Raw genomic sequence first — 20,112 nt, forward strand, 5'->3', positions numbered from 1 at the left:
CCTGTCACGGGCTACTGGTGGAGTGCTTGAGTATGTCTGATCCATATCTTCGCTTTGATGGCATCAGTGTAGTGTTTCCTGGCGTACGCGCGTTGGATGGCGTGAGCTTTTCTGCCCGGACCGGCCAGGTGCATGCGCTGATGGGGGAGAACGGCGCGGGGAAGTCGACACTGCTTAAAGTGCTTAGCGGAGTGAATCGCGTTGCGGAAGGCGCGCTCTGGATTGATGGTCAGCGCCATGTGTTCGGTAACGCCCGTGAGGCGTTGCGTGAGGGGATCGCGATCATCTATCAGGAACTCACCCTCTCGCCCAATATGTCGGTGGCTGAAAACCTGCTGCTGGGCCAGCTGCCTACGCGGCAGGGGTTCGTGAACCGGCGTCAGCTGCGCGAAAGAGCGCTGGCGATTCTCGCCGACCTTGGCGAGGGCGGCATTCATCCCTCGACCAAAGTGCGCGAACTTTCCATTGGCCAGCAGCAGATGATCGAGATTGGCCGTGCGCTGCTGCGCGATGCGCGCGTGATTGCTTTTGATGAACCCACCAGCAGCCTTTCCATACAGGAAATCCGTCAGCTTAAACGTATCGTCAAACGGCTACGCGATGAGGGGCGGGTGGTGCTGTATGTGACCCATCGCATGGAAGAGGTGTTCGAGATGTGCGATGCGGTCACCATCTTCCGCGACGGCCAGCATATTCGTACCCATGAGGATATGTCGAAGCTTACCCATGACCTGTTGGTTAGTGAGATGGTCGGTCGTGATATTGACGATGTGTACGGCTATCGCCCCCGTGAGCATGGCGATGTGGTGTTGGCAGTTGAGGATATCCAGGGGCGCGGCCTTAACGCACCGGTGAGTTTTTCCGTCAAACGCGGTGAAGTGTTCGGGTTGTTTGGTTTGGTGGGCGCAGGCCGCAGTGAGCTATTGCGGCTGGTATGCGGCGTGGAGGCTCCCAAGGCAGGTAGCGTGACATTTCAGGGTGAATCGCGACGTTTTAAAAGTCCGGCGGATGCCATCCGTGCGGGCATTGCCATGTGCCCGGAGGATCGTAAATCACAAGGCATCTTTCCGGTAGCCAGTGTGGCCGACAACCTCAATATCAGCTGCCGGCGGTTTTTTAAGCGCTGGGGAATTTTCCGCCATCCCGGGCGCGAGCGGCGCAATGCCGAGTCGTATATCCAGCAGCTTAGCGTTAAAACTCCCAGCCACCGTACACCGATAGGCAAACTCTCGGGGGGCAACCAGCAGAAGGTTATTTTAGCCCGCTGGCTTGCTGAGGAGATCGATCTGTTCGTGATGGACGAACCGACGCGGGGGATTGATGTGGGCGCGCGGCGGGATATTTACGCGCTGCTCTACGATCTGGCCGAGCAGGGCAAAAGCGTGGTGGTGATCTCCAGCGATCTGGCCGAAGTGAGTTCCATCTGTGACCGGATCGCGGTAATGCGCGACGGTGAGCTGGTGGATGTGGTGCCCAGAGAGTCAGCCACTCCCGAACGCCTGCTAGGGCTGGCGCTGCCAGCCTAAGCGCGATTCTTTATCGAACAAGTTCAGGACAACCGTGATGACAACGAATAAATTAACCCAAGAGGGTGCTGAACCGACCCGCCCAGCCGGGCGCAAGGGGCTTATAAAGCCACTGCGCACACTGTTGGATACCTCAGGCCTGATCGCTGTTTTTTTTCTGCTGTTTATCGCGCTAGCCGTATTTATTCCCGACTTCCTCACCGGGCGCAACATGGTGGGGCTGCTGCTTTCGATCACCCTGATAGGCAGCCTAGCGACCACCATGATGCTGGTATTGGCGCTGGGCGAGGTGGATCTATCGGTGGCCTCGATCGTGGCCTTTGCAGGGGTAGTCGCGGCGGTAGTGACCTCCAGCACCGGTAGCGTTTTTATCGGCGTAATGGGCGGCGTGGTTGCCGGGGGCGCAGTGGGTGCCTTCAATGGTTTTGTGATTGCCAAGTTCGGCATTAACTCACTGATTGCGACATTGGCCGCAATGGAATTTGTGCGTGGGCTTGCCTATATCACCTCAGGTGGCGATGCGGTGATGATCACCGTGCCGGGTTTCTTTGACCTGGGCAGCGCTTCATTTCTCGGTTTGACGCTGCCGGTGTGGACCATGCTGGCCTGCTTTGTGATCTTTGGTGTGGTGCTCAATATGACCGCCTTCGGGCGTAACGTATTAGCCACCGGCGGTAATTCAGAAGCCGCGTCGCTTGCCGGGGTTAATGTCCGTCGTCTCAAGATTATTGTCTTCGGTCTTCAAGGCGTGGTGGCTGGCGTGGTTGGGGTGCTGCTGGCCTCGCGCATGGGGTTGGGAGACCCCAACACCTCCATGGGGCTTGAGCTTGCGGTAATTTCGGCGTGTGTGCTGGGTGGGGTGGCGCTGTCGGGTGGCGTTGCCACCATCACTGGAGTGGTGGTCGGCGTACTAATCATGGGCTGTGTGCAGAACGCCATGGGCCTACTTAACGTGCCGACCTTCTATCAATACCTGGTGCGCGGGGCGATTCTGCTGCTGGCGGTGATGTTTGACCGCTGGAAACAGACCCGCCGTCAGCGAGCCTGATACTAAAAACCAGATTCTACCAACCAGATTCTACTTTTTGCTCCCCTATCTTCCTGGTTTGCACGGAGACTTTGCTATGTCTGATCGCCAGCGTCCATTACGCAGTGCCGAGTGGTTTGGCACCGCCGATAAAAACGGTTTTATGTACCGCAGTTGGATGAAAAACCAAGGCATCCCCGACCACGAGTTTCAGGGCAAGCCGATCATCGGCATCTGTAATACCTGGTCGGAGCTCACCCCCTGCAACGCCCACTTTCGCAAGCTGGCGGAGCATGTGAAAAAAGGGGTATTAGAGGCGGGCGGCTACCCGGTCGAATTTCCGGTGTTCTCCAACGGCGAATCGAACCTGCGCCCCACCGCGATGTTTACCCGCAATCTGGCGAGCATGGATGTGGAAGAGGCTATTCGCGGTAACCCGATTGATGCAGTGGTACTGCTGGTCGGCTGTGACAAAACGACTCCGGCACTATTAATGGGCGCGGCGAGCTGCGATATCCCCACGATTGTGGTTACCGGCGGGCCGATGCTCAACGGCAAGCACAAGGGTAAAGATATTGGCTCGGGCACCGTGGTCTGGAAACTCTCTGAGCAGGTCAAAGCTGGTGAAATTTCGCTGCACGACTTTATGGCTGCCGAGGCAGGCATGTCGCGCTCCGCGGGCACCTGTAACACCATGGGTACTGCTTCCACTATGGCCTGTATGGCCGAGTCATTAGGCACTTCGCTGCCCCACAATGCCGCCATTCCAGCCGTGGATTCGCGCCGCTACGTGCTTGCCCACCTGTCGGGTAATCGGATTGTCGAGATGGTCAATGAAGATTTAAGGCTTTCCAAAATTCTGACTAAAGAAGCCTTTGATAACGCCATCCGCACCAACGCCGCGATTGGCGGCTCGACCAACGCCGTGATTCACCTCAAGGCCATCGCCGGGCGGATCGGGGTCGATCTTCAACTAGATGACTGGAGCCGAGTAGGGCGCGGTACGCCCACGGTGGTCGACCTGCAGCCTTCAGGGCGCTTCTTGATGGAAGAGTTCTACTATGCCGGTGGCCTGCCTGCCGTGCTCAAACGCCTGGGCGAGGCGGATCGCTTGCCCTTTAAGGATGCATTAACCGTTAACGGCAAAACCCTATGGGAAAACGTCAAAGACGCCCCGCTGTATAACGACGAGGTCATCCGCCCGCTGGATAACCCGCTCACCGCAGATGGCGGCATTTGTGTACTGCGCGGCAACCTGGCACCGAATGGCGCCGTGCTCAAGCCCTCGGCGGCAACGGCCGCGCTGATGCAACACCGTGGGCGTGCGGTAGTGTTTGAAGACTTCGACGATTACAAGGCACGCATCAACGACCCGGACCTGGACGTTGAAGCTAACGACATTCTGGTCATGAAGCACTGCGGGCCACGCGGCTATCACGGCATGGCGGAAGTCGGCAATATGGGCCTGCCGCCCAAGATCCTTGCCCAGGGGGTGACCGATATGGTGCGTATCTCCGACGCCCGAATGAGTGGCACCGCTTATGGCACCGTGGTCCTACACGTGGCCCCGGAAGCCGCAGCGGGTGGCCCGCTGGCCGCGGTACGCAACGGCGATATGATCGAACTCGACTGCACGAGCGGCCGGCTCAACCTAGAGGTTAGTGAGGAGGAGATTAAAGCACGTCTTGCCGAGTTTGATGCCACGGCAGCCTCGACACTCATCGCCAGCCAGGGTGGCTATCGCCAGCTGTATATCGAGCGAGTACTGCAAGCCGATGAAGGCTGTGACTTTGACTTTTTGGTGGGCTGTCGGGGCTCGGAAGTGCCGCGCCATTCTCACTAGCCATATTAGCTTTATCCGTCGCCGGGTATGCCTAGCGTTAGGTGGGTGTTTGGCGCACTCACCTGACTGGTATTTGCCAAGCCCATATCATGTATCGCTGGTGGCTGAGAAAGCTAATTAACTGCATAGCAATCTCATTTGGCATAGACAACGGGGCCCATGTGTCAGAGATAGCCAATTAATCGCTAATAATAATTTAAATATCAAGTAGTTGGCACGCTGTGCTTGTTTTTAAGCTTTTGACTTTAAATGCATTTATTCTTTTATACACAAACCTGGTATGCCCGCTGCAATACCTAATGTAAGAACGCAGCATCAGGAAGATGTTTGGTTCTTGGCTAGATGTTTCTTATTTAAATTTACCAAGTAACAGAAAGCGTATTACTTAGGAGGCACGACATGAAAATGGAAGCTCTGAAAAAACTAGGTATTTTAGGCGTATCTTTTGGTCTGATGGCGAGCCCGCTTGCTTTCGCCGGCATGGAAGAAGACACGGCACCGCAAGAGCCGACCCCGCAGGAAGAAACCATGCAGGACGATCAAAGCACTTACCAAACGTACGAGACTGAGCAAGACCAAGGTGCTACGACCGAATATGAAGAGGAAGAGCAAGAATTCACTTACGAAGAAGAGGAAGAGGAGCAGGAATACGAAACCACTGATTCAGACGATGATTCGCAGTGGTAACACTCCCCTAAAGGATTAACTCTTGTTCTGGCTCACGGATGAGCCACAGGATGCCCCGCCAATTGCGGGGCATCTTTGCGTTTAAAGCATCGCTTAGAGGCAATCAATTTATAGGCTATTGTTGAACGAGATTAATTATCTAATCCCTAATCCGTAACGACAACAAGGACGCCTTTATCGTGGTGAACTGGAAGGAAGCGCCGCAGCTACCCAAAGCCGAAGGGCGTATCGAGGCTATTGATCTGGCCCGTGGTATCGCCATTGGTCTGATGATTGTGAGTCATGCGATAAGCGGGTTGGTGGGCATTCGCAATGTGCCCGACTGGGGTATGGTGCCGATCCATTTTTTAACTAAATTTTCCTCATCGCTGTTTATTTTAGTGTTCGGTATCGCGCTGGCGGTGGCTTTTCTTTCCCATACGCAAACGGACGATTGGCCCAAGCGGCGCCTGAAGCTATGGCTTCGTGCGTTGGAAGTCTGGTTCTGGTACAAGGCGCTTGTCATTATCGAAATGCTGCCCTTCAGTGCCCCCGCCGATATTGTCGATACGCTGCTTTACGGCCGCTTTGCTATTTGGGTAGAAATTCTCGGGTTCTATGCCATCGCGCTACTTTGGGTACCGTTAATCCTGCCGCTCTGGGCGCGTGCGCCTCTCTGGAGCCGTATTGCCACTATTGTTGGCTTGGCCGGGCTTGCCGCTTGGTTGCAAGGGTTTACCTTTGGCGGAAATGACATTTTGAAAGCCTTCCTGGTGGATCATCAAGACCATTATGCCTGGGGGCAGATTAGTCGAGCGCCACTAATTTTTATCGGATTATTGATCGGCGAGGCGTTACTGCGCTGTTACTTTACCGCCGAGCTGCGTCGCCGTCTGGTACTTACGTTGCTGGGTGTGGGTGCGTTAATGGTGGTGGCATTTTACGGCTTCGCTTTTGCCGAAGGCGATGCCTATGCGGCGATGATGGCCGTTGCCAATAATGCTGGCAAACATCCGCCTGGCCTGCAGTTCACGCTGTTTAGCTTAGGCGGCGCGCTTGTCTTACTCGCGTTGGCGCTGGCTGGCGGCGCGATCGCTGCTAAGGCACTTTTGCCTTTAACCGTGGTCGGTAGCGATGCGTTAAAAGCCTTCATCTTTCATATTGTGATGATTTTTCTGGTGCTGCGCTTTCTGCTGCAAAGCGAAGGCATATATACCTATCCACAGGCACTGGGTATTGGTGGCGTGTTAATACTCGGCGCAGCCGCCTGGATTTGGCTAACCCGCTGGATGGCCGCCCACCGCTAAAAGAGGTAACGATTTGCGACGGATTCAACGCTGGCTGCTAGGTATTGCATTTTTGATTGCGCTGCCCGTCTACGCCGATGGGTACGAAACTAACTGGTACTACGAGGTTGACAAACAGAGCACGTGGCAAGGCGATTTAGATGCCCGAATAGCTGCTATTGAAGAGGTGTTTGGCGGGGCACTCGGGGTTTATGTACAAGATCTGACGACCGGCGAGGCGTATTCATGGCAGGCCGACCGGCCCTGGTATCTGGCCTCGCTGGTCAAAGTACCTATCGCCGCGCAAGTGCTTGCCGAGCGCCAGGCGGGCACGCTGTCTTTTGATGAGCGCTTAACGCTTTCGCGCAGTGACTTTGTGGATGGCGCCGGCCCGGTGATCTGGCATGACCCCGGCACGCCGATTTCGGTTCGCTACCTGCTGGAGCACATGATTACCGTCAGCGATAACACGGCGTCCGATATGTTGATTGAGCGTGTCGGGCTTGCTGAGGTTAATGCGCGTGCCAGGACCATGATTGCCGCCAGTGGGGGAAATCCTGAGGACATTGGCCCTATTACCAAGCTAGTGGGCGTTCGTCAGGGCGTATACGGGCAGTTTCATCCGGACGCCAACACCTTAACCGGTATGGACTTTATCGCACTGCGTCAGCACCGGTTAAGTCAGCGAGGTATCGCGCTGGCGCGGCTTTTAGGCGTTAATCAAGCGGCGTTACTGCAGCCTGATTATGACCATGCTTTTGATGCCTATGAAGCCACCGGTAAAAACGTCGGCACGCTGCGCGCTTATGGCGACCTGCTGGCCAGCTTGTATAACGGGGCAGAGAGCGATTTAGACGCCGGTCAGCGTCAGGCGTTGCTGGAGATCATGCAGCGTACCCGCTCAGGTGACAAGCGTTTGACGGCAGGCATGGGCGATGCGATCAGTTTTGCGCATAAAACCGGCACCCAGCATCGGCGCAGTTGTGATGCAGGCGTTGCCACGCGGGCAGATGAAAGCGCCCGCACTGGCCCTTGGGTCATCGTTACCTGTAGCCGCGGCCCGCTGGCCCTGAGTGACCATGAGCACGCGCTGGCGCAGGTGGGTGACGCACTACGCTACAGTGGTGCGCTGGGTGCGCCTTGATAGCTCAGGTACCCACAACCCATGCGTGGGCGTGATAAACTAGCCGCCCACTATGATTGATTAAATTAAGGAGCTTGTTATGGCACGTGCCAGCGCCCGTCACATTTTGGTGAACAGTGAAGAGCAGTGTTTAGCGCTTAAGCAGGAAATTGAAAACGGCCGCGATTTTGCGGAAGTGGCCAAGCAGCATTCAAGCTGTCCTTCTGGTCGTCAAGGCGGCGATTTAGGTAGCTTTGGCCCCGGCCAAATGGTGCCTGAGTTCGACAAGGTCGTTTTCAGTGGTGAGCTGGGTCAGGTACACGGTCCGGTAAAAACGCAGTTTGGTTACCACCTGCTCGAAATCACTGACCGCAGCTAAGCCGCCAGTGTTTCTATAGCCGTGCAACGCCATCAGGCGTGCACGGCTTATTTTTCGCATTAACGTAATGCGTGATATCGCGTAAAAACTGCCTCAGACGTCGCGGCTTTTACGCTGTGGTGGGAGGAGCACGCCTTGAACGACCCGATTATTTCGATTAATGGCCTGAATAAAACCTACGAAGGCGGCTTTCAGGCACTTACGCGTGTGGATTTATCTATTCAACGCGGCGAGATTTTTGCCCTGCTTGGCCCCAACGGGGCAGGCAAAACCACGCTGATCAGCGTGGTGTGTGGCCTGGTGAATCCCACCGAAGGCCAGGTAGTGATTGATGGCTTTGATAGCGTGACTCACTACCGCCAGGCGCGCGAGCGTATTGGCCTGGTCCCTCAGGAGCTAACCAACGAAGCCTTTGAAACGGTATGGAACACGGTCAGCTTTAGCCGCGGCCTGTTTGGCAAAGCGCCTGACCCTGCGCATATCGAAAAGGTGCTTAAATCGCTGGCGCTATGGGATAAGCGCGATAACCGATTAATGACGCTTTCCGGCGGCATGAAGCGCCGGGTGCTGATTGCCAAAGCGCTCTCCCATGAACCACGCATCCTGTTTCTGGATGAACCCACGGCCGGTGTGGATGTTGAGTTGCGCCGGGACATGTGGGAAGTCGTGCGTGGGCTGCGTGAAAGCGGGGTGACGATTATTCTCACCACCCACTATATTGAAGAAGCCGAAGAGATGGCCGACCGCATCGGGGTGATTAATCGCGGGGAAATCGTACTGGTGGAAGAGAAAGCCGCTCTTATGCAGAAGCTGGGTCGCAAGCAGCTCACTCTGCACCTACACACACCGCTTAATGAGTTGCCCAGTACGCTGCAGCAGGAGGCGCTGAGCCTTACCGCCAATGGGTATGAACTGGTTTACACCTACGACGGCCGCCAGGACGAAGAGGGCCACGGCATCTCGACGCTGCTGGCAACGCTCGCCCGTGAAGGCATCACCTTTAAAGACCTGCATACGCGGCAGAGTTCGCTTGAAGATATTTTTGTCGATTTAGTTAAGGAGCGTGCATGAACCTTCACCCTGTTCGCGCCATTTATATGGCGGAAATGGCGCGCACGCGGCGCACTCTGCTACAGAGTATCGTGTCGCCGGTCATCTCAACCTCGCTCTACTTTGTGGTGTTCGGTGCGGCTATTGGCTCGCGTATCAGTGAGATTGGCGGCGTCAGTTACGGCGCCTTTATCGTGCCGGGGCTGATCATGCTGATGCTGCTAACCCAAAGCGTGTCCAACGCCTCGTTCGGGATCTTTTTTCCCAAATTCTCAGGCAGCATCTACGAGATATTATCGGCGCCGATTTCGTATCTGGAAATTGTGATTGGTTATGTGGGGGCTGCGGCGTCAAAGTCGATCCTGCTGGGGCTGATTATCCTGGCCACATCGAGCTTTTTTGTACCGCTTGAGATCGCTCATCCTTTCTGGATGCTGACGTTTTTGGTCTTGACCGCCGTCACCTTTAGCCTGCTTGGGTTCATTATCGGCATCTGGGCGGATGGCTTTGACAAGCTGCAGTTAGTGCCGTTATTGATTATTACGCCGCTGACCTTTCTGGGTGGCAGCTTCTACTCGATTGATATGCTGCCCCCCTTCTGGCAGACCGTGACGCTGGCCAATCCGGTGGTCTATCTGGTGAGCGGTTTTCGCTGGAGCTTCTACGGTATTAGCGATGTCAGCGTGGCGGCCAGCGTGGCCATGATTACGTTGTTTTTAGTCGCAAGCCTTGGCGCTATTGCCTGGATATTCCGTACCGGTTATCGCCTTAAGCCATAACCCACGCCGCCGTACTTCTGTTTATTGTCTGGAGCTGATGCCACCTTATGCCGTTACTGCAAAGTATTGTTCACCGCTTGGATCCATCACTTGATGGCGAACGTCTGACCTTGACGGCGGCACCTGCCCCCGCTGAAAGCGATGACCTGGTAATGGCAAGCCTGGTGAACGGTCTTAACGACACTTATAACACCAAAGCCAAAGGCTGGGGCCGTTTTGCTGAGCAAGGCGAACAGGCTGGGCCAATGGTTGCCTGGCTGAGCGACTACATGGCCGGCGAGCAGGACTTCACGCAGCTCTCAACAGCGATTGCCGAGCGCCTGGCGCGCGAGCTACAGGAGCAGCTCTCGGTAAGTGGCTATTTACTGCTCGCGCATTTACGTCAGGGCGATACGGAAACCCTGTTTATAGCGTTAGTTCACCAGCGCGAAGGCATCGGCATTAACGAAGCACATCAAGCGGTGCCAGCAGCGCAGCTAAACACCAGCCAACTGACCTTGGCTGCTCGGGTCAATCTCACCCAATGGCAGAGTGATGCGCCCAATGCCCAATACGTCTCGTTTTTAAAAGACCGCGGCGGCAAAAAGCTTGCCGAAGGCATGGTGGCCTTATTGGGTATGGAGGAGGGCATCGATGCCCCGGCGGAAACCCGCACGTTGTTAAAAGCCTTCAGCGACTATGTCGAAAAAGAGGACTTCGACGAAGACGCCAGCCGCGACAAAACCGATACCCTAGTGGATTACGCCAATGAACAGCTGCGCCGCGGCGAACCCATGACCCTGGAAGCGCTCTCTGAACTCGTTGACGAGCAGCAGCCCAAAGCATTTTTTGAGCATATCCGTAACGCCGACTACGGGCTTGCCGCAGAGATCCCGCCGGATAAACGCACCATTAGCCAGTTTCGGCGTTTTACCGGGCGTGCAGGCGGTGTGTCCATCAGCTTTGACTCGCATCTACTGGGTTCGAGCATCGAGTATGACGAGGGCCAGGATCGGCTGATTATCAAGCAGGTGCCCAAGCAGCTCAAAGAGCAGCTTACCAAGCGTAAAAGTTAATTAGCCGAGGCACTTAACGGCTTGAAACGCGTCGAAAGGCCGAGCTGATCAACGGAGCAAACACGATGCTGGATGCAATTACCCACTTCTTTCAACGTGCCCTGGCTGAACCTGAACGGCGCGACAACCGGGCGTTAACCCTTGAACTTGCCACCGCGGCACTGCTGTGTGAAGTAATGCGTGCTGACTACGATGCCAGCGATGCCGAACGTGCGGCGTTAAAGCAAATGCTGACGACCCGTTACCGGCTAGGTGAACACGAAGTCGCCGAGCTTATGGCGCTTGCTGAAGCCGAGGTGGAAGAGGCGGTCGATCATTACCAGTTCGTCAGCCTGATAAGAGAGCACTATGGCTATGCGCAGCGCTGCGAACTGGTTGCCTTAATGTGGCAGTTGGCGTGGGTGGATGGCCGCGTAGACCCGCTTGAAGAGCACCGTATTCGGCGTTTGGCGGATCTGCTTCACGTCAGCCATAGCGATTTTATCCATGCCAAGCTGCAGGTAGAGGAGCGCCGCAACACGCATGAGTGAATCGACAGAGGCTACCAATCTAACCGAGCTTATTCAGACGATAGAGCAGATGGAGCACGATGCGCCGCGTGTGAGTGTCGATGATATTGTTGATGCTGTCGGGCGTCGCTCCTTCGGGCCGCTGTTGCTGATTGCCGGGCTAATCACGCTTGCCCCGATCATTGGCGATATCCCCGGCATGCCTACGTTAATGGCCGCCCTGGTCTTGCTGGTTTCCACTCAGTTATTGGCAGGCAGGAAAACGTTTTGGTTACCTAATTGGCTTCTCAATCGGTCGGTATCCCGCAAAAATTTTGATAAAGCCATTCACGCCTTAAAAAAGCCCGCTCGATGGGTCGATAACCTGTTGGGCGTGCGGTTGAAGTGGATGACCGGTTACGCGGGAATACGCGCCACGGCGCTTGCCTGCCTGCTGGTGGCTTTAGCCATGCCACCGATGGAATTTATTCCCTTCTCCGCCAATGGCGCAGGCCTTGCGCTAACGCTGTTTGGCCTGGGGCTTGTCGCACGTGACGGCTTGGTACTTTCGTTAGGCTTTCTGATCACGACCGCGACGTTTTTAGCGATACTCATGTATCTTTTTTAGCCTTTTAAAACGTCACGAGCGAAAGCTAATGCTCTCCAAGTCTGTATTAAGGCCCATCAAGAAGCCCCACCACCAACTGATTGAGCTGCTGCTGAAACTGACCCCCAGGCGATGGGGGCGTTGGGTCTGAGGTGATCACCACCGTCATTTGCCTACTCGGGATGACATACAGCGCCTGACCGCCATAACCTCGGCCGTAATACACTTCCTCACCTGCCAACTGGGTAATAAACCAACCCAAACCATAGCCATCACCTGTCCAGGGCGAGACGCCACGGGCCGCCCATGAATCTTCCACCCAGTCTTCTGGCAGTATGCGTTCCCCATCAATCATGCCATCGTTGCGGTACAGCTCGCCCACCTCTATCAACGCGCGTGGCGAAAGCTGCATATCGTTGCCGCCAAAATAAATGCCCTGAGGGTCGCGCGGCCAGGGCGGGATTGAGATATTGAGCGGATCGCCCACCAGCCGCTTTGCAAGTGCATGGGTAGTTTCACCGCTTGCATAGGTAAGCGTAGCCGAAAGCAGGTGGCTGGTGCCGGTGGAATACAGCATCCGCCCGCCGGGCTCATCGACGAATGGGCGGCTCAGCGCGTCGTTAATCCAGTTGGCGCTTGCCACCCAGGCGCTGTAATTGCCGCCTGAAGTACGCTCTAGCCCCGCCTGCTGAGCCAATAGGTGCTCAACCGTAATATCGCTAACACGTGGATCTAACCCTGAAGGCAGGCGGTCGCCGAATAGCGCCACCATGGGCTGCTCGACGGATTCAATAATGCCTTCTTCAATGGCCGCGCCGGTAACGGCCGCCAGCACGGTTTTGGAAAGCGACTTGATATTGGCTGGCTGCGCAGTGCCGGGGCCACCTTGGTGATATTCATGGATAATCTCGCCATCATAGGCAACTACCACGCTGTGTATGCGGCTTAATTGGCTGGTTTGCTGATCTAGCGTCTGCAGTGCATGCGCTGAAGGTTCATCAGCGGCTGCATAGGCGGTGAGTAACAAAGAAATAACAGCTAACGGAACAAGCCAAGCAGACGCGCGCATCACAACACCTTCGATATAAGTGGCAAAGATTCGAGGTCTAGAAGTAAGAGAGGTTCCACCGCAGATAGCTACTAGACGAAAGAGGACTGTCTGGATCTGAAATGGAGCGCTTCATTATTAAAGGCCATATTTGACATTCTATAGTCATTTTAAGTGTATAATGGTTTATAAATAGACCATTATTTATAGGTTTTCTATGGCGCTCACTCACTCTTTGCTTGCTCCTGGCGAGCTGTCTCAGCAGGTTGGTGCCAACGCACGAGAAGCGCGACTGGCAAAAAACCTTTCTCGTAAAACCTTGGCGCAGATGACGGGTATTTCAGAGTCCACCATCAAACGATTCGAATCCAGTGGGCAAATAACCCTTGATAGCCTGGTGCTCATTGCCACGGCGCTGGGCACCACACGCCAAATTGCCGAGCTATTCAAGCATGAGCACCCCGTATCACTTGAAGAGATCAAGCAGGCAGGGCGTGCCCGGGGGCGAAAATGAAGCGTATTCACACCGTAGAGGTACTGTTGGCAGGTAACCCTGTAGGGGAACTCGTCGCTAGCCGACAGGGCATCTATTTTGCCTATTGCCCGCAGTGGATAGCGGAAAGCCCAATTTAAAGCTAGCGAAAAGTGTATTAAATTTGAGCGACAAAAAGCTCCAAGAGCAAGTAAAGGAATCCGCGCTTATCCGCGTAGTTCCTAGAAGACAGGACGATGAGTAAAATTTTGGAGAGCGTTCTTCAGGATGCCAAGGCTCTACATCGTGCGGGTGGAATTACTAACGTTACCATGCGTGAATTTGAGTCTTTGTGTGTTCCTGAGGTTAAGGTACTAGACGCGAAAGAAATTTCTGGTCTGCGTAAGAAATTAAAAGTCAGCCAGCAAGTCATGGCTGAGTGTGTGAACGTCTCCATGGAGTCTGTTCGCAAGTGGGAAAGTGGAGATAGGACGCCTTCTGGTTCGTCACTACGCTTGCTCAATGTTCTCCGTAGCAAAGGTCTTGAAGTCCTTCGGTAAGCTTATCCGAATGGTCATCCCTTTACCGTGAGTTAGAAATCGATGCCAAGCAGCAGAAAATGATCCAGCAAGCATTCGACGAAAACCGCAAACGCCTTTAACGTGAGCACTGCAGCCACATACGCTCAGCCGCCTTCTGAAGGAAAATGCAGGAATATTACGCAAAGAGGCAGAAAGCCTGCTAGGCTGAAGGCGTTACTTCGAAGTAAGCAACCCTTTGATTTCACCCAAAACGCAAACTAGCAAGGAGCGCCGACATGCGTAATATCATTTATATCGTAGGTCTGATTGTTGTTGTACTGTTCATCCTTTCGATGCTCGGCCTGCGTTAATCGCGCCAATAAAAAGCCCACAGGCAAAACCTGTGGGCTTTTTTGTGCGTGTCTGTTTGTGTTTACGCGAGTACCTTTTTTCACCGCGCTTTAAGCGCAGTCAGCCGCCCCTTGGCCGAACATATCGAACATCAGCTCACGGCCCATGGCCGTCAAAACAAAGCGGCCATATCCATTAAGGGTGGCAGCGCCGCTGGTTTCCAAAATCTCCTGGCAGGCTGCCCACTCAGTTGCCTGCGCGCGCAAGGCGCTAAGTTCACGCTCGGTCAGGCCGCGTTGCGAGAGCGTAATGCTCTCAAGCACATACCCATGGTCATAAAGCATTTCTGCTACCGCTGAAAGGCAGTGGCGAAGGCTACGCTGAGCGTTGGTAGCAGGCGTGTGGCTGGAGTCGTAAACGTACTGTGCATGCATGATGCGATGTCCTGCGAACGGCGCGAGTGAATATGTTGCGGTGCATTGTAAAGCAGGTGGGGTGTTAGACCAAGGTCTAATTTTTAACAATTATCTTTAATTTTTATTGTTTTTAACATAGTGGTAATAATACTTAAATACGCTAAGTTACTTAGTTATGGGTAAGTTGTTAGCCATCTAATGATGTTTTAAGATTCTGATAGTAGACACTATTTTTTTAATTACACACAGTGGCTGCATAGAAATAATTGTGGATGAACATAGCTGGATTATAGGCAGTTTACCTTTAGTTACCTTCCGCTACTTAATTTACCACCGATAGAGCTTAAGTATCGGGTTTAATAGTCGAGAATAAACAACAAGCATAATTAATGTATTCCTCAATGAAGGTCAGCGGTATTTATATGCAAAGCAGGCAAATGATGCTGTAAAGAGCTGCTACGAGGGTTGAAACTGTTAAGGATATATTCGTATGGAAAAATCTCCTGAGCAAACGATTGCCTGCTACCAGTTGCAGTTCGGTCAGTTGGAAAGCATGGTGGCGCAGATGAACCAAGTCAGCAGCTACCTTATTCAGCAGTTTGATGCGCTCTATGTCCAGCTAGGTCGAGGTTAGCGATGAGAGGCGGTAACGTAATTGTTCATTAGTCTCTTTGCATTTAATGCCTGCCGCTCTTGGTAGACATTGTCTTGATCAGAGTCAGTAGTTAAAACATAAAATAGCGTTAAAGTTATCAGCATTTCGGCCGATAAAGCTGTTAATGACGTATGCGTGCCAACAGAACATGGCACCTTTTAAACGGTTTAGTCTTTTGACTGAGGAGCAGCCAGTATGGCATCAATTACCTCCCTTGGCGTTGGATCAGGGTTAGATCTCACCGGCCTGCTGGATGAGCTTCAAAAAGCCGAGCGCGGTAAACTGGAGCCGATTACACAGCAGAAAGCCGATCAGAAAGCCAAGATTTCCGCTTACGGTCAGCTACAAACCTCGCTTAACGCTTTTAACGATGCGGTTGCCAAGATCAATGACCCAAAGCTTTACCAGAGCCTTTCCGCCAATGTGCGTGGCGATGATATTAAAGCCACTACTTCAGCGAGCGCATTACCCGGTAGCTATCGAGTAGAAGTTAGTCAGCTAGCGACATCGGGTTCGCTGGCCTCTACTCGCGTTGACGAGAAAGATCAACCGCTCGATTTGCAAGGCGCTACTTCAATCAAGCTAAATTTTGCGGGCAGCGATTCGGTCGATATCGAGATTAGTGCCGAGAGCTCTCTAAACGATATTCGTGACGCAATTAACGCCAATAAAAACGCCGGTGTGAATGCCACGATTATTAATGATGGCGAAGGTTACCGTTTAGCATTAAGTTCCAAAGCCACTGGCAAAGACGCTTCTATCGATAGTTTTAGCTTTGTAGGCGCGGGCGGGGTAGCAGTTACCGGCCCGTTCGGTGAAGCAACAGAAGTCGGAGCCAAGCGCCAGGGGATGGATGCTTCCCTAACAGTTAACGGCATCGCGATCACCAGCGCTAAAAATCAAGTGGAAGGTGCTATTCAGGGGGTAACGCTTAACCTGGGCGAGTTAAGCCTTGCTGAAGGTGAAAAAGCGACCAGCACGGTTAATATTGAGCGCGATACTTTAAAACAGCGTGAAGCGATTAACGGCTTTGTCAAAGCGTTTAACGATTTAAAAGACACGACAGCCACACTCACTAGCTTTAATGCTGAAAGCGGAGCCGCAGGCGAATTGCTAGGTGATCGAACAATTCGCACCATAGAGTCCCGCCTGCGTAGCGTGCTCACCGGCGGTGTTGAAGGTGGCGAGTTTTCTACGCTAAGCCAGTTGGGCATTACCTTACAGAATGACGGCAAGTTAAAGGTCGATGACGCTAAATTAGACGGCTTGGTCGCTAATAACCCGCAAGCGTTGAGTGCGTTTTTTGCCGGTGATAAAAAAGACGGTGGCTTGGCGGGTAAACTGGCTAGTTCCATTGATCAGATGGTAAGCAGTAACGGCGTATTAAAAGGTGCCATTACGGGCGCTGAGAACAACGTCAAAAGTCTTGATGACCGCTATGCGCGCATGGAGAAAAGCATTGACGCAACGATTTCTCGCTACCGAACTCAGTTCGGCCAGCTCGACGTTATGGTGTCGCAGATGAACAGCATGAGTTCGTACCTCACCCAGCAGTTCGATGCACTGGATGCCCAGCTAGGCCGCAAGTAGTAATTTTATCTAGACCCTTGTAGGAGCGAACGAAGCAGCCCACAGCACTGCCGAAGTAAGGGCGGCTAACGCCGCCATCGCCGAATAAGTTCAGCTCCCACAAAACCAGTTGAGCCAGCTCACCGTGAGAGGCCAACCGTAGTGCGGCGTAACGAGCGAAGCGAGGCACCCGCAACGCAGCGCTGCCGGGGCTGGGCTGGTGGCGCGGCCATCGCCGAATAAATTCAGCTCCCACAAAACCAGTTGAGCCAGCTCACCGTGAGAGGCCAACCGTAGTGCGGCGTAACGAGCGAAGCGAGGCACCCGCAATGCAGCCCACAGCGCTACCAAAGTAAGGGCGGCTAACGCCGCCATCGCCGAATAAATTCAGCTCCCACAAAACCAGTTGAGCCAAATTATTGTGAGAGACCAACCGTAGTGCGGCGTAACGAGCGAAGCGAGGCACCCGCAATGCAGTGCGCAGCGCTGCTGGGGTTGAGGCAGGTGGCGCCGCCTTCGCAGAACAAATTCAGCTCCCACAACCTGCCTGCCCAAGCCGCAAAAGTGATAGCCCTCGCGCGGCCATGCTAACATCCCGGTACTGCGCAGGAGTGCCTATGGCGAATCACTACGACACCGGCTATAAAGAGCTTTTTAGCTACCCAGAGTTTGTCCAGCAACTGCTGGAAGGCTTTGCCCCGCCGGAAATTTCCGAACTGATGGATTTCAGCACGTTAAAACTTCACAGCGGCAATTACATTACGCCCCTGTTTGAAGAAAAGTTTGAAGACCTGGTCTGGTCGGTGCAGGTGAACTGGCAAGGGGCGACCCAAGAGGTTTACCTTTACCTGCTGCTTGAGTTTCAATCCCGGGTAGACCGCACAATGCCCATCCGGCTGATGCATTATGTCGCCTGCTTCTATGACCACCTGTTAAAAGCGAAAGCTACTACGCCCGGCAAGGGCTTGCCGCCCGTGTTCCCTGTCGTGTTATACAACGGCAACCCCCGCTGGACAGCCCCGCAAGATATTTACGACATGGTGCAGCCAGAACCGCCCGCTTTCCTGAAACCGTATCAACCGCATTTGCGCTATTATGTCATTGACGAAGGCGCCTATAGCAATCAGGAACTGGCACAGCGTCATAGCCCTCTAAGCGGTATATTCGGCATTGAGAATGCGGCCACGAGCTGGGAAAGCTTGCAACAGGCGGTTGATCGAATAGTCGCGATTATTCAGGCAGACCCGCATAAACCGCGAATAGACCCTATTATTACCCGTTGGGTGAAGCGCCACATGCAGCGGCTTGGCGCAGGCGTTAACCTTGAAACGCTCACCAGTCTGGTGGAGGACAAAGACATGTTGGCAGAAAACCTGGAAAACCTGGTGAAGAAAGAGCGTCAGGAAGGTCGTCAGGAAGGCCGCCAAGAAGGGCATCAGCAGGGAACTCTGGAAGCTAAACGTAATGCGGCGCGTAAGTTGATCGCGCTCACTGAAATGACGGATCAATTGATTGCCGAGATTGAGGAACTGCCCATTGAAGATGTTGAGAGGCTACGTGCTGAAACACGGCATTAACGAAAGCATCCTCTCTGTTCAGTGCGAAGTCTTGTGAAAATCCTTTAAGCAGCATATTTGGCATTGAGAACGTGGCTACGCGCTGAGTGAAGCGCCGCATGCAGCGGCTTGGCGGGGTAAGGGCGGCTAACGCCGCCATCGCCGAGTGAACTCAGCTCCCACAAAGTGCTGGGCCTGGCATTTGTAAATATTTCTAATCCCCTCGTTACCAACAGTTACATTATTTTTTACTAACTCCCCTAAAGCTTTCCCCTACTGCGCCGTTATTAAGTATAACGGCGCACAACACGTCGAACAGCGGGCCACGTGGCCAGTCTTATTGAAAGGGGAATACCACCATGTCAGTGATCAATACCAACATTACTTCCATGATTGGCCAGTCCAACCTGTCCAAATCACAAAGCTCTCTGGCCACTTCCATGGAGCGCTTGAGCTCTGGCCTGCGTATCAACAGCGCGAAAGACGACGCTGCCGGTCAGGCCATCGCTAACCGCATGAGCGCTCAGATCACTGGTCTGGCCCAGGCACAGCGTAACGCCAATGACGGTATCTCAGTAGCACAAACGGCTGAAGGTTCGCTGAACCAGATCAACGACAACCTTCAGCGTGTTCGTGAACTGACAGTGCAGGCTGGTAACGGCACTAACTCTCAGGACGACCTTAAATCCATCCAGGATGAGATCACCCAGCGTTTGTCAGAAATCGATCGTATTTCTGAACAGACTGATTTCAACGGTGTTAAAGTTCTGGACAGCGATCAGGCCCTGAAAATTCAGGTTGGCGCGAACGATGGTGAAGCCATTTCTGTCAACTTGCAGAAAATCAACTCCAATACTCTGGGTATGGATGGTTTCTCTGTATCGAAAAATAGCCTGAACGTTAGCGAAGCTATCACCCAAGTTACTAATGGTGGTGCTACACCACAGGACGTTGACCTGAGTGCAGCGGCGACGGCTCTTGATGTAGATGCTTCGACACTTTCTCTGCGTAACACGCTAGATGCTAGTGGCAATGCAACGGATCAGTTTGTAGTTAAGTCTGGTGATAACTTTTACGCTGCCTCTGTTGATGATGCGACTGGCGAAGTAGTGCTAAATACCGCTAACGTTGATTACTCTGATCCTGATAGCGGTATTGCTGTTGCTTCCGAGATTAACCTTACAAGCCAACCTGTAAAAGTTGGGGCTGACGCAACAGGTGCAGCTACTGCATTTGTAACGGTTCAAGGCGGTAACTACGCTATTGACGCCGGTGCGCTTGCAAATGGTGGAGACACGCCTACAGAAGACTTCGACTCAACTGCTACCTCAATCGTTCTTAGTGGCGATGCTGCTACGGATAAGTTCGCTGGTGCAAGCACCAATGATCCAATGGCCCTAATCGACAAAGCGTTGAACAAAGTCGACAGCCTGCGTTCCGAGCTGGGTGCGGTTCAGAACCGTTTTGGCGATGCTATCACCAACCTGAACACCAACGAGACCAACCTGTCTTCTGCTCGTTCGCGCATCGAAGATGCCGACTATGCAGTTGAAGTTGCCAACATGACTCGCGCGCAGATCCTTCAGCAGGCGGGTACTTCTGTACTGGCCCAGGCGAACCAGATCCCGCAGTCTGTACTGTCTCTGCTGGGCTAAGCTAGCCCTTGGTGGTGATGAGATAACCATCTTATCAATT

20 protein-coding genes are annotated in these 20,112 nt (G+C 53.6%); 18 read left to right on the forward strand and 2 right to left on the reverse strand.

Translation table 11 applies throughout. From position 1 onward, the window contains the following. The first annotated feature begins 32 nt into the window (after positions 1-32). The 12 genes from araG to ACT3R7_RS08280 all read left to right on the forward strand — a co-directional run bounded on the left by araG (position 33) and on the right by ACT3R7_RS08280 (position 11,850). Positions 33-1,526, forward strand: a complete 1,494-nt coding sequence (gene araG / locus ACT3R7_RS08225) for an L-arabinose ABC transporter ATP-binding protein AraG (RefSeq protein WP_193092900.1) — start codon at positions 33-35, stop codon at positions 1,524-1,526. Between the two features lie 37 nt (positions 1,527-1,563). Then, positions 1,564-2,574, forward strand: a complete 1,011-nt coding sequence (gene araH / locus ACT3R7_RS08230; protein WP_193092899.1) for an L-arabinose ABC transporter permease AraH — start codon at positions 1,564-1,566, stop codon at positions 2,572-2,574. A gap of 76 nt (positions 2,575-2,650) precedes the next feature. Then, positions 2,651-4,396 (forward strand): IlvD/Edd family dehydratase, encoded by a 1,746-nt coding sequence (locus tag ACT3R7_RS08235; RefSeq protein ID WP_496198973.1) that lies wholly within the window; start codon positions 2,651-2,653, stop codon positions 4,394-4,396. A gap of 399 nt (positions 4,397-4,795) precedes the next feature. Beyond that, positions 4,796-5,083 (forward strand): hypothetical protein, encoded by a 288-nt coding sequence (locus ACT3R7_RS08240; protein ID WP_193092699.1) that lies wholly within the window; start codon positions 4,796-4,798, stop codon positions 5,081-5,083. 179 nt (positions 5,084-5,262) lie between these two features. Continuing rightward, positions 5,263-6,369: an acyltransferase family protein gene (locus tag ACT3R7_RS08245; RefSeq protein ID WP_193092700.1), complete on the forward strand. Its 1,107-nt coding sequence runs from the start codon at positions 5,263-5,265 to the stop codon at positions 6,367-6,369. Between the two features lie 13 nt (positions 6,370-6,382). Further along, positions 6,383-7,492, forward strand: coding sequence for a serine hydrolase (locus ACT3R7_RS08250; RefSeq protein ID WP_193092701.1), 1,110 nt, complete (start codon positions 6,383-6,385; stop codon positions 7,490-7,492). Between the two features lie 79 nt (positions 7,493-7,571). Further along, entirely contained in the window at positions 7,572-7,850 is a 279-nt protein-coding gene (locus tag ACT3R7_RS08255; RefSeq protein WP_193092702.1) for a peptidylprolyl isomerase, read from the forward strand. Positions 7,851-7,985: 135 nt separating this feature from the next. Continuing rightward, entirely contained in the window at positions 7,986-8,921 is a 936-nt protein-coding gene (locus tag ACT3R7_RS08260; RefSeq protein ID WP_496198974.1) for an ABC transporter ATP-binding protein, read from the forward strand. Beyond that, complete coding sequence (locus tag ACT3R7_RS08265; protein WP_496198975.1) at positions 8,918-9,679, forward strand: ABC transporter permease; 762 nt, start codon at positions 8,918-8,920, stop codon at positions 9,677-9,679. Before ACT3R7_RS08260 ends, ACT3R7_RS08265 begins: the two co-directional genes overlap by 4 nt. Before the next feature lie 47 nt (positions 9,680-9,726). Beyond that, on the forward strand, positions 9,727-10,734 hold the full coding sequence (locus tag ACT3R7_RS08270) for a nucleoid-associated protein (RefSeq protein WP_496198976.1): 1,008 nt from the start codon (positions 9,727-9,729) through the stop codon (positions 10,732-10,734). A 65-nt stretch (positions 10,735-10,799) separates the two neighbouring features. Next, positions 10,800-11,264 carry a TerB family tellurite resistance protein gene (locus tag ACT3R7_RS08275; protein WP_496198977.1) on the forward strand — a complete coding sequence of 155 codons (465 nt, stop codon included), beginning with the start codon at positions 10,800-10,802 and terminating at the stop codon, positions 11,262-11,264. Beyond that, entirely contained in the window at positions 11,257-11,850 is a 594-nt protein-coding gene (locus ACT3R7_RS08280; protein ID WP_496198978.1) for an exopolysaccharide biosynthesis protein, read from the forward strand. The genes ACT3R7_RS08275 and ACT3R7_RS08280 overlap by 8 nt, the downstream gene beginning before the upstream one ends. A gap of 46 nt (positions 11,851-11,896) precedes the next feature. On the opposite strand, the gene ACT3R7_RS08285 is transcribed toward ACT3R7_RS08280, so the two are convergent. Beyond that, on the reverse strand, positions 11,897-12,898 hold the full coding sequence (locus ACT3R7_RS08285) for a serine hydrolase domain-containing protein (protein ID WP_496198979.1): 1,002 nt from the start codon (positions 12,896-12,898) through the stop codon (positions 11,897-11,899). Between the two features lie 196 nt (positions 12,899-13,094). Here ACT3R7_RS08285 and ACT3R7_RS08290 point away from each other — a divergent pair, with 196 nt between their 5' ends. Both ACT3R7_RS08290 and ACT3R7_RS08295 read left to right on the forward strand, forming a co-directional pair. Next, positions 13,095-13,391 carry a helix-turn-helix domain-containing protein gene (locus tag ACT3R7_RS08290; protein WP_496198980.1) on the forward strand — a complete coding sequence of 99 codons (297 nt, stop codon included), beginning with the start codon at positions 13,095-13,097 and terminating at the stop codon, positions 13,389-13,391. Positions 13,392-13,606: 215 nt separating this feature from the next. Continuing rightward, positions 13,607-13,909 (forward strand): helix-turn-helix domain-containing protein, encoded by a 303-nt coding sequence (locus tag ACT3R7_RS08295; RefSeq protein WP_496198981.1) that lies wholly within the window; start codon positions 13,607-13,609, stop codon positions 13,907-13,909. Positions 13,910-14,331: 422 nt separating this feature from the next. Here ACT3R7_RS08295 and ACT3R7_RS08300 read toward each other — a convergent pair whose 3' ends face one another. Further along, a complete protein-coding gene (locus tag ACT3R7_RS08300; protein WP_193092710.1) occupies positions 14,332-14,655 on the reverse strand; it encodes a hypothetical protein in 324 nt (107 codons plus the stop codon). Between the two features lie 472 nt (positions 14,656-15,127). Here ACT3R7_RS08300 and ACT3R7_RS08305 point away from each other — a divergent pair, with 472 nt between their 5' ends. From ACT3R7_RS08305 to ACT3R7_RS08320, 4 genes are all read left to right on the forward strand, one after another. Continuing rightward, on the forward strand, positions 15,128-15,271 hold the full coding sequence (locus ACT3R7_RS08305; protein ID WP_193092711.1) for a hypothetical protein: 144 nt from the start codon (positions 15,128-15,130) through the stop codon (positions 15,269-15,271). A gap of 216 nt (positions 15,272-15,487) precedes the next feature. After that, positions 15,488-16,882, forward strand: a complete 1,395-nt coding sequence (fliD, locus tag ACT3R7_RS08310; protein WP_496198982.1) for a flagellar filament capping protein FliD — start codon at positions 15,488-15,490, stop codon at positions 16,880-16,882. A gap of 596 nt (positions 16,883-17,478) precedes the next feature. Continuing rightward, positions 17,479-18,438 carry an Rpn family recombination-promoting nuclease/putative transposase gene (locus ACT3R7_RS08315; RefSeq protein ID WP_496198983.1) on the forward strand — a complete coding sequence of 320 codons (960 nt, stop codon included), beginning with the start codon at positions 17,479-17,481 and terminating at the stop codon, positions 18,436-18,438. A 338-nt stretch (positions 18,439-18,776) separates the two neighbouring features. Beyond that, complete coding sequence (locus ACT3R7_RS08320) at positions 18,777-20,072, forward strand: FliC/FljB family flagellin (protein ID WP_496198984.1); 1,296 nt, start codon at positions 18,777-18,779, stop codon at positions 20,070-20,072. Positions 20,073-20,112 lie beyond the last annotated feature (40 nt).

The sequence above is a fragment of the Halomonas sp. AOP43-A1-21 genome, assembly GCF_052376775.1.
Taxonomy (GTDB): domain Bacteria; phylum Pseudomonadota; class Gammaproteobacteria; order Pseudomonadales; family Halomonadaceae; genus Vreelandella; species Vreelandella colorata.

Excerpts from the sequence above, each read along its gene's own strand:
- ACT3R7_RS08280 (WP_496198978.1), top strand. The coding sequence starts at position 11,257 with ATGAGTGAATCGACAGAGGCTACCAATCTAACCGAGCTTATTCAGACG.
- ACT3R7_RS08255 (WP_193092702.1), top strand. The coding sequence starts at position 7,572 with ATGGCACGTGCCAGCGCCCGTCACATTTTGGTGAACAGTGAAGAGCAG.
- ACT3R7_RS08315 (WP_496198983.1), top strand. The coding sequence starts at position 17,479 with ATGGCGAATCACTACGACACCGGCTATAAAGAGCTTTTTAGCTACCCA.
- ACT3R7_RS08285 (WP_496198979.1), bottom strand. The coding sequence starts at position 12,898 with ATGCGCGCGTCTGCTTGGCTTGTTCCGTTAGCTGTTATTTCTTTGTTA.
- ACT3R7_RS08275 (WP_496198977.1), top strand. The coding sequence starts at position 10,800 with ATGCTGGATGCAATTACCCACTTCTTTCAACGTGCCCTGGCTGAACCT.
- ACT3R7_RS08290 (WP_496198980.1), top strand. The coding sequence starts at position 13,095 with ATGGCGCTCACTCACTCTTTGCTTGCTCCTGGCGAGCTGTCTCAGCAG.
- fliD (WP_496198982.1), top strand. The coding sequence starts at position 15,488 with ATGGCATCAATTACCTCCCTTGGCGTTGGATCAGGGTTAGATCTCACC.
- ACT3R7_RS08300 (WP_193092710.1), bottom strand. The coding sequence starts at position 14,655 with ATGCATGCACAGTACGTTTACGACTCCAGCCACACGCCTGCTACCAAC.
- araH (WP_193092899.1), top strand. The coding sequence starts at position 1,564 with ATGACAACGAATAAATTAACCCAAGAGGGTGCTGAACCGACCCGCCCA.
- araG (WP_193092900.1), top strand. The coding sequence starts at position 33 with ATGTCTGATCCATATCTTCGCTTTGATGGCATCAGTGTAGTGTTTCCT.
- ACT3R7_RS08235 (WP_496198973.1), top strand. The coding sequence starts at position 2,651 with ATGTCTGATCGCCAGCGTCCATTACGCAGTGCCGAGTGGTTTGGCACC.
- ACT3R7_RS08320 (WP_496198984.1), top strand. The coding sequence starts at position 18,777 with ATGTCAGTGATCAATACCAACATTACTTCCATGATTGGCCAGTCCAAC.
- ACT3R7_RS08265 (WP_496198975.1), top strand. The coding sequence starts at position 8,918 with ATGAACCTTCACCCTGTTCGCGCCATTTATATGGCGGAAATGGCGCGC.
- ACT3R7_RS08270 (WP_496198976.1), top strand. The coding sequence starts at position 9,727 with ATGCCGTTACTGCAAAGTATTGTTCACCGCTTGGATCCATCACTTGAT.
- ACT3R7_RS08295 (WP_496198981.1), top strand. The coding sequence starts at position 13,607 with ATGAGTAAAATTTTGGAGAGCGTTCTTCAGGATGCCAAGGCTCTACAT.
- ACT3R7_RS08240 (WP_193092699.1), top strand. The coding sequence starts at position 4,796 with ATGAAAATGGAAGCTCTGAAAAAACTAGGTATTTTAGGCGTATCTTTT.
- ACT3R7_RS08305 (WP_193092711.1), top strand. The coding sequence starts at position 15,128 with ATGGAAAAATCTCCTGAGCAAACGATTGCCTGCTACCAGTTGCAGTTC.